The organism is Saccharopolyspora sp. NPDC050642, assembly GCF_040654735.1.
GTDB classification, from domain to species: domain Bacteria; phylum Actinomycetota; class Actinomycetes; order Mycobacteriales; family Pseudonocardiaceae; genus Saccharopolyspora; species Saccharopolyspora elongata.
On record NZ_JBFAIN010000061.1, the window covers coordinates 31972 to 38372 of the forward strand.

The 6401-nt window shown below is 67.6% G+C and carries 7 protein-coding genes and 2 pseudogenes; 6 read left to right on the forward strand and 3 right to left on the reverse strand.

Annotated elements, in window-relative coordinates:
- The first annotated feature begins 292 nt into the window (after positions 1 to 292).
- Positions 293 to 1362, forward strand: a pseudogene (locus AB0H93_RS42225) (transposase).
- 248 nt (positions 1363 to 1610) lie between these two features.
- Here AB0H93_RS42225 and AB0H93_RS42230 read toward each other — a convergent pair.
- Positions 1611 to 1931 carry a MerR family transcriptional regulator gene (locus AB0H93_RS42230; RefSeq protein ID WP_358582113.1) on the reverse strand — a complete coding sequence of 107 codons (321 nt, stop codon included), beginning with the start codon at positions 1929 to 1931 and terminating at the stop codon, positions 1611 to 1613.
- Positions 1932 to 3153: 1222 nt separating this feature from the next.
- Here AB0H93_RS42230 and AB0H93_RS42235 point away from each other — a divergent pair.
- The 5 genes from AB0H93_RS42235 to AB0H93_RS42255 all read left to right on the forward strand — a co-directional run bounded on the left by AB0H93_RS42235 (position 3154) and on the right by AB0H93_RS42255 (position 5355).
- Positions 3154 to 3357 carry a cold-shock protein gene (locus AB0H93_RS42235; protein WP_358582115.1) on the forward strand — a complete coding sequence of 68 codons (204 nt, stop codon included), beginning with the start codon at positions 3154 to 3156 and terminating at the stop codon, positions 3355 to 3357.
- A 400-nt stretch (positions 3358 to 3757) separates the two neighbouring features.
- Positions 3758 to 4096, forward strand: a complete 339-nt coding sequence (locus tag AB0H93_RS42240) for an STAS domain-containing protein (protein ID WP_358582117.1) — start codon at positions 3758 to 3760, stop codon at positions 4094 to 4096.
- Complete coding sequence (locus AB0H93_RS42245) at positions 4093 to 4272, forward strand: hypothetical protein (RefSeq protein WP_358387629.1); 180 nt, start codon at positions 4093 to 4095, stop codon at positions 4270 to 4272. Before AB0H93_RS42240 ends, AB0H93_RS42245 begins: the two co-directional genes overlap by 4 nt.
- 203 nt (positions 4273 to 4475) lie before the next feature.
- Positions 4476 to 4613, forward strand: coding sequence for a hypothetical protein (locus tag AB0H93_RS42250; protein WP_358582119.1), 138 nt, complete (start codon positions 4476 to 4478; stop codon positions 4611 to 4613).
- A 49-nt stretch (positions 4614 to 4662) separates the two neighbouring features.
- Complete coding sequence (locus tag AB0H93_RS42255; RefSeq protein ID WP_358582121.1) at positions 4663 to 5355, forward strand: hemolysin III family protein; 693 nt, start codon at positions 4663 to 4665, stop codon at positions 5353 to 5355.
- A gap of 281 nt (positions 5356 to 5636) precedes the next feature.
- On the opposite strand, the gene AB0H93_RS42260 is transcribed toward AB0H93_RS42255, so the two are convergent.
- Both AB0H93_RS42260 and AB0H93_RS42265 read right to left on the reverse strand, forming a co-directional pair.
- Positions 5637 to 6056, reverse strand: a complete 420-nt coding sequence (locus tag AB0H93_RS42260; protein WP_358582123.1) for a hypothetical protein — start codon at positions 6054 to 6056, stop codon at positions 5637 to 5639.
- 60 nt (positions 6057 to 6116) lie between these two features.
- Positions 6117 to 6401 (reverse strand): annotated as a pseudogene (locus AB0H93_RS42265) (hypothetical protein); the annotation flags it as partial.

The window sequence follows — 6401 nt, forward strand, 5'->3', positions numbered from 1 at the left end:
TCGCATCCGGCGGGCTTGATTGGGTGCAGCCCCGCCGCCGTAAAGAGGAGAGTTTGTCACGTGCTTGGTAAGAGTCAATGTGACGTGTTCACGGCCGTCTCGCTGAGCGAGCAGTGAACCCTCTGCTCAAGATCGTGATGTGATTCAGGCGCCCAGGTATTCGAGCTCCGTTGGGGTGACGGGTTGATTCCGGCGTCTTTGAGGATCTCCCAGACGGTGGAGGCGGCCACCTTGATCCCGAGGACGAGCCGTTTGCCGTGAACTCGGCGATAGCCTCAGTTGGGACTTTGCCGTGCCAGGCGCAGGACCAGGGTGGTACCTGCGCGAAGACACCCTGCGCGAGGCCAACGCCGCGATCGTCAACCACCACCGGCTCCCGCTGGCGTCGGTGTGGGGCGGGGGCACCATGTCGTCCTCGGATGGGCAGCGGTTCCCGATGCGCGGCAAGTCCCTGAACGCACGGGCGATGAGCCGCTACTTCGCCGACGAGGGCGTGGCCACCTACACCCACGTCTCCGACCAGCACTCCACCTACGGCACCAAGGTCATCCCTGTCACGGACCGCGAAGCCGTCTACGTCCTCGACGAGATCCTCGGCAACGCCACCGACCTGCCGATCACCGAGCACGCCACCGACACCGTCGGCCAAACCCTCACGGTCTTCTCGCTGTTCGCGCTGACTGGATTCACCCTGTCGCCGCGGATACGCGACCTGGGCGGGATCACCCTGTACCGGCTCGGTTCCCGACGCGAGGTGTGCAGTGTGTTCCCGAACGCGGGCAAGCTGCTGACCGGAACCGTTGACATCGGGCTGATCCGCAGCCAGTGGGACGAGATGCTGCGCCTGGCCGCGAGCCTGAAGTACGGCCATTTCACCGCATCGCTGGTGGTCAGCAAGCTTCATGCCTCCTCGCGGCGCTCCGCGCTTGCCCAGGCTTTGGTGGAGTACGGCGGGCTTCAGCGCACCCTGTATGCCCTGCGCTACCTCGCTGATGAGGCTACCGGCGGCGGATCACCCGGCAGCTCAACAATGGAGAGAGCCTGCACTCCCTGCGTCGCGACCTGTTCTTCGCCCACGAAGGCACCGTGCGGCGCCGCCACCACGAGCAGCAGACCGAACAGGCCCTGTGCCTATCGCTGGTGACCAACGCGATCATCACCTGGAACACCGCCTACCTCGAACTCGCCCTCGCCCACCTCTCCCAGTGTCGGGGCCGCATTGACCGCAGTCTGCTCGCGCACGTCTCACCTGCGCTGATGGAACACGTCAATCCCTATGGCACGTATGAATTTCCGGTGGAAGCCGAGTACGCACGCACCGGCTACCGGCCGTTGCGCGAGCCAGAAGCGATCGGTGATTAGCCGGGGAATTTCTGGTCGTTGTAGCGGTCCGTGCCTGTGGAGCGCGCAGGTGCGTCAGGATGCGGTCGGCGTCGCTGAGGACGGTGTTGGCGACGTTGCGGTCGCGTTCGATCTCGGCGACGGTCCGACCGCGCAGGTCGGCGTGGGCCTTCCGTCGAGGGTGGGCAGCGTGTCGTGGGCGCCTTCGTGTTCAGGCGGGGTGACCGCCGCTCCGGAGGCGGTGCCCAGGCGTTTCGGCAGAGGGATCGTCACGGTGGCGTCGGACCATTGAGGTTTCGGGCTTCCTGGAGTTGGTCTTCCAGGGTGACGATGCGGCAGGCGGCGTCGAGACCGGTGCCCTGGTCGACGAGTTTCCGGACGCGGGCGGCCAGGCGCAGCTGGGAGCGGGAGTAGCGGCGGTGCCCGCCGGAGGAGCGCTGCGGCTCGATCAGTCGTGCCTCGTCCAGGCTGCGCAGGAACGCCGGGGTGGTGCCGAGCATCTCGGCGGCGCGGCCCATGGTGTAGGCGGGGTAGTGCTCGTCATCGAACTTCTCGTCCGCGGTCTGCGGGTCGTGGGTCTCTGGGGTCATCGCGCCTCCGCATCATGAGGGGCCCCGGTGCCATGGCACCGGGGCCCCAGGGTTGTGGGTTTCACTTCCATCAGCCGACCGTGAGATCGGCCTCCTGTGTCCGCGTGCTCCGCACTAGAGGCGGAGACTGCGGGGATCGCGTTCGCGTAACCGAAGACCACCTTCCAATCCGATGGGACTGCGGTACCCGCCCGGCGCAACTCAGCCGGAGGCAGGCGATCCGATGGTGTGCAACCCGTCCCTTCTCCTCTGTTTCCTGACTTGCTTCCTTCGAGCGACTGCCGGCTCCGGGCCTTCTTGTCTGCTCCGGTCGTGCCTTGCCGACTGTCCTTGGTCACCTGCCGGAACCCCTTCCACTGATCGGCCCCGGCACGCCTGACCGTCTTGCACTTGCTCACGGGTAGTTCGTCATCTCCCGTGCCACTTGACGTTCTCTCTCTCGCGATGAGCAGAAGATTACACACATCCAGCGAGGAATGTCTACTCCAGCGATCACAGATTTCATCGATCAGGCGACATAACTCCGCTCACCTGGGGTTTCTTGTCACGCCCATCTCCTGCGGCTCGAGACAGGGTCGGGCATTGCGCCGGGTGCCGCCCTGCGCCGGTCCGCGAGCCGCCGACATCGCCCAGCTTGATAACGATGACGTGCAGGCCTTCGCGCGTCGGGGCCAAGTGCTCGTGCGCCGCCGAGCGACTGGTGGTGCAGCGACGTAGTCGACGCCCACCAGTGCCCGATGTGACGTTTCTGTGGTCGCTGCTGCAGAAAATCCGCCCTGCCCTGGGGGTCTCTGGCGGTCCGTGGAGGAGGCGGGCCGATCGGCCCGCAGCGCTCGGAGGGTGGGGATCGCCGTTACTTCCGCTGTCAGCCGCGGCGGTTCAGGCGTATCCGGCAGCGGGTCGACGAGGGCGCCCCGCTCGCTGCTGCGTGGCGGATCATCAGCGCTGAAGATCCACTCGCCGAAACACGCCAGGCCGGGCCCTAGCGCGCACAGCTGGGTGATCGCCGCGGCGTCCGGGTTGACGGCGGCCGGGTGGCGTGTAGGGTCAGTGGCGGTCGTTGTTTCTGGGTTCGTGTTTTGTGCATGCTCGCAGGATGTTGATGCGGGCGAGCTTCTTTCTTTGGTCGCAGCTGGAGTTAGCCGCCGTCTGAGATCCTCCGGCCCGGGCTTCCGCACGGTGTGGTCGCCCGTCATACCTCAGCTCCCAAGAGGAGACACGCATGACTAACGGAACCGTGAAGTGGTTCAACTCGGAAAAGGGCTTCGGCTTCATCGCTCCGGACGAGGGCGGGCCGGACGTGTTCGTGCACTACTCGGCGATTGATGCCGGTGGGTTCCGCAGCCTGGAGGAGAACCAGCAGGTGACCTACGACGTCAGCCAGGGCCCCAAGGGCCCGCAGGCCGACGCCGTGCGCGTGGCCTGAGACTCCGCCTGAGTTTCTTCCCGGCCCGTGCCTCGTGTGCGGGCCGGGACTTGCGGTTTCGCCGGCATAGCTCCCGCACCCTCCACTTGCGGTGCGGTTGAGGCGCGCCGAACCGATCTACCTCAGCAGCACGCTCGCCGCCGTCGTGACGCCCCCACTGGGCGCGTCACGAGCCAGCTGGACGCAGCCTGCTGCAACACCAGTTCCTCTCCGTTCCGGTTGAGCCGAGCCCGTTTCCACGGGTCCGGGTTCCCGGAGCATTGTTCCGGCCTCCGGCCTCCGGCCTCCGGCCTGCGGCCTGCAGCCGCGACGCTCTGCGTCGCGCCACGCCGCCGGATCCTCCTACGTGCATTGGAGCCCGATGCGGGCCATGTCCTGCCTGATCACGACCCTATCCACAGTGTTCACAGTGGACGGTGACCTCGCCGGTGCGGAAGTCACCCGGCTGGCCGAGCGGCTCTGGCCGCATGTGCTGACCGCACCACCGGAAACGCTCGTGGACCTGGCCCAGGCCACCACCATCGATGCCGCCGGGCTCGACCTCCTCGTCGCCGCACACACCTACGCGGCCCATCGGCAACTCCCGCTCCACCTCGTCAACGCGGCGCCCCGCGTGCACCGCGTGCTGCATGCGGCCGGAGTGAGCGCACTCCCGGCCCGCAGCCCCCGCACGGAGTTCGCGACCACCAACAACTCGAACGCGGCACCGCGGCAGGACACCGCGGTGGTGATGGCGTGATGCGACACTCCCGGCACGTCGCGCGGACGTTGTCCGATGATGCCTGGCAGATCACCGATGCCGAAGGCCAGCACACTGCGCGGATCGCCGGCACCGAACACGATGCGATCGCCCGCGCCCACCACCAGCTCGCCGCCTACGGCGGAGGACGCGTGTTCCTCACCGACGCCGACTAACCACCTCGCCACCACTGGCCGCACACGTGAAGCCAAAACGGGTGCGCCCGTGGGCTTCAGCGTTCCCGAAAGGACTTTGCTGTGAACTCTCTACTTCCCTCCGACCCAGCGACGGGCCTCGGACCGGCTCCGCACACGTTGACCGGCGCGGCACCCTGCCGCGTCACAACGCGCATCCGCCCGGCTCCCGCACGAGGATGCCGGTGGCGCCCGTCGCGTTCCTCGACCCCGTCTCACCCCGCAACGTTCCAGTACCCCACCACCGGCGAGTAGACCAAGGCGAGGACACCCTGCGCCCGCTGCGGACCCCGTTCACCACCGACGTGGCCGGTGATCGGTGATCGACGGCCACGACCAAGCAGCAGCACGAAACCTTCGTATCCTGGTGGCATGAGCGAAGTTTTGACGACGCGTCGCGCCTATGCGTCGGTCAAGCCCCGGATGCGGGGGTGGATTCACCTGGCCAGCGTGATCGGGTTCGCCGCCTCCGGCACCGTGCTCATCACCCTGGCCGCAACCAGCGGCTCGCCGACAACGGCAGTGGCCGTGGCGCTCTACGTGGCCGGGGTGCTCGGCCTGTTCGGTGTCAGCGCCGTCTATCACCTCATCACGTGGCGCTCGGAACGTGCCCGCACGTGGATGCGGCGGCTGGATCACTCGATGATCTTCCTTCTGATCGCAGGCACCTACACTCCGATCGGCCTGCTGGCCCTGCCAAGTGGCACCGGCCGCATCGTGCTGGGCGTGGTCTGGGCCGGAGCACTCGGCGGCATGCTGCTCAAGCTCGCCTGGCCCCATGCGCCCCGGTGGGTCGGTGTCCCGCTCTACATCGCCCTCGGCTGGGTCGCGGTATTCGTCCTCGGCGACCTGCTGCACACCGCCGGCATCGCAGGACTGGTGCTGCTGCTGGCCGGTGGCGTTCTCTACACCCTCGGGGCCATCTGCTACGCCACCCGGTGGCCCGACCCGTGGCCGAGCACCTTCGGATACCACGAGGTCTTCCACACCGCCGTCACCGCCGCCGCGATCTGCCACCACATCACCATCTGGCTCCTCCTCCCCACAGCAACCGCCACGCCCTGACGACCAAGCAGCCCAGGACCCCCGGTCTTGGGGCGCCGAGGCTTCCGTCAGGAGCTGGAGCAGGCCTTCGCCCACCACGCATCAGCCGTAACACCAGCGCAGCGATCACCCGCACTCCGCCTGCCGCTCTCACCAGCGGCTGTCGCCGGGAGCCAGCAAGCTGGTGACCTCTGCGATGGCCTCACCAGAGGGTTTGAAGTAGCGGCGGACGTTCTCCGGCTTCCTATGCCGGGCCTTCGCCATCAACAGCAACAGGCTCGCGCCCTGCTCGCCGAGATGGGTCAGCGCCGAGTGGCGGAACTCGTGCAGATCCCACCCGGTACCCGGCCCCTGGAGCGCGGTGTGGGCGTCAAGAAGGGCGCGGGCCCGGCCGTAGGACAGCCGCGCCAGCTCGGTGTCCGGGCAGGTGTCGCGGGGGCCGAGGACCTTGCCGGGGCCGGGGCGGCGCCTGGTGAGGAACGCCGGGGCAGAAGGCGAGCGGTGCCGGCGTCCCAGTAGACGGTTTCCAGCACGACGTCCTCGCGGGCCTGGCCCCGGCGACGGGTCATCGCTCGCGCGCCCTTGGCCTTCACCGGCGCACGGCGTCCGGCAAGGTCGAGATCCTCGATGTTGAGCCCGAGGATCTCGTCGGCGCGGGCGGCGGTTTCGTAGAGCATCCGGTAGAGAGTCTTCTCGCGGAGCGCGACCTCGCGACGTGCCACCAGCCGATGAACCGGTCGAGAACGAGTCCGCTTGGGAGCTCTTCGACGAGTACCCCCGCATCACCTGGCGGCAGGACGCCGTCTGGCGCCGACAGGCGGCACGCGCATTCGACGATCTCGCTGCCGACCTCGAGGCTGGCGACTGGCCGCTGCCCCGTTGCCCCGCCGAGGAGATGGCACTCCATCGATCGTCGGCAGGTGCAGGCCGCCGGTGCGGCCTTCGAAGATGGTGCCGCACTTGTCGACTAGCGCGTTGTAGCCGATGTCGCCCCATCCGTTGGTCACCGAGTGGTAGTAGTAGATGCCGCGCACCAGTGCTGCGGATTGGTCGCAGGTGTAGTCGTT

Coding starts and splice junctions, on each gene's coding strand:
- AB0H93_RS42230 (WP_358582113.1), bottom strand. CDS start 1,931: ATGACCCCAGAGACCCACGACCCGCAGACCGCGGACGAGAAGTTCGAT.
- AB0H93_RS42235 (WP_358582115.1), top strand. CDS start 3,154: ATGACTAACGGAACCGTGAAGTGGTTCAACTCGGAAAAGGGCTTCGGC.
- AB0H93_RS42255 (WP_358582121.1), top strand. CDS start 4,663: ATGAGCGAAGTTTTGACGACGCGTCGCGCCTATGCGTCGGTCAAGCCC.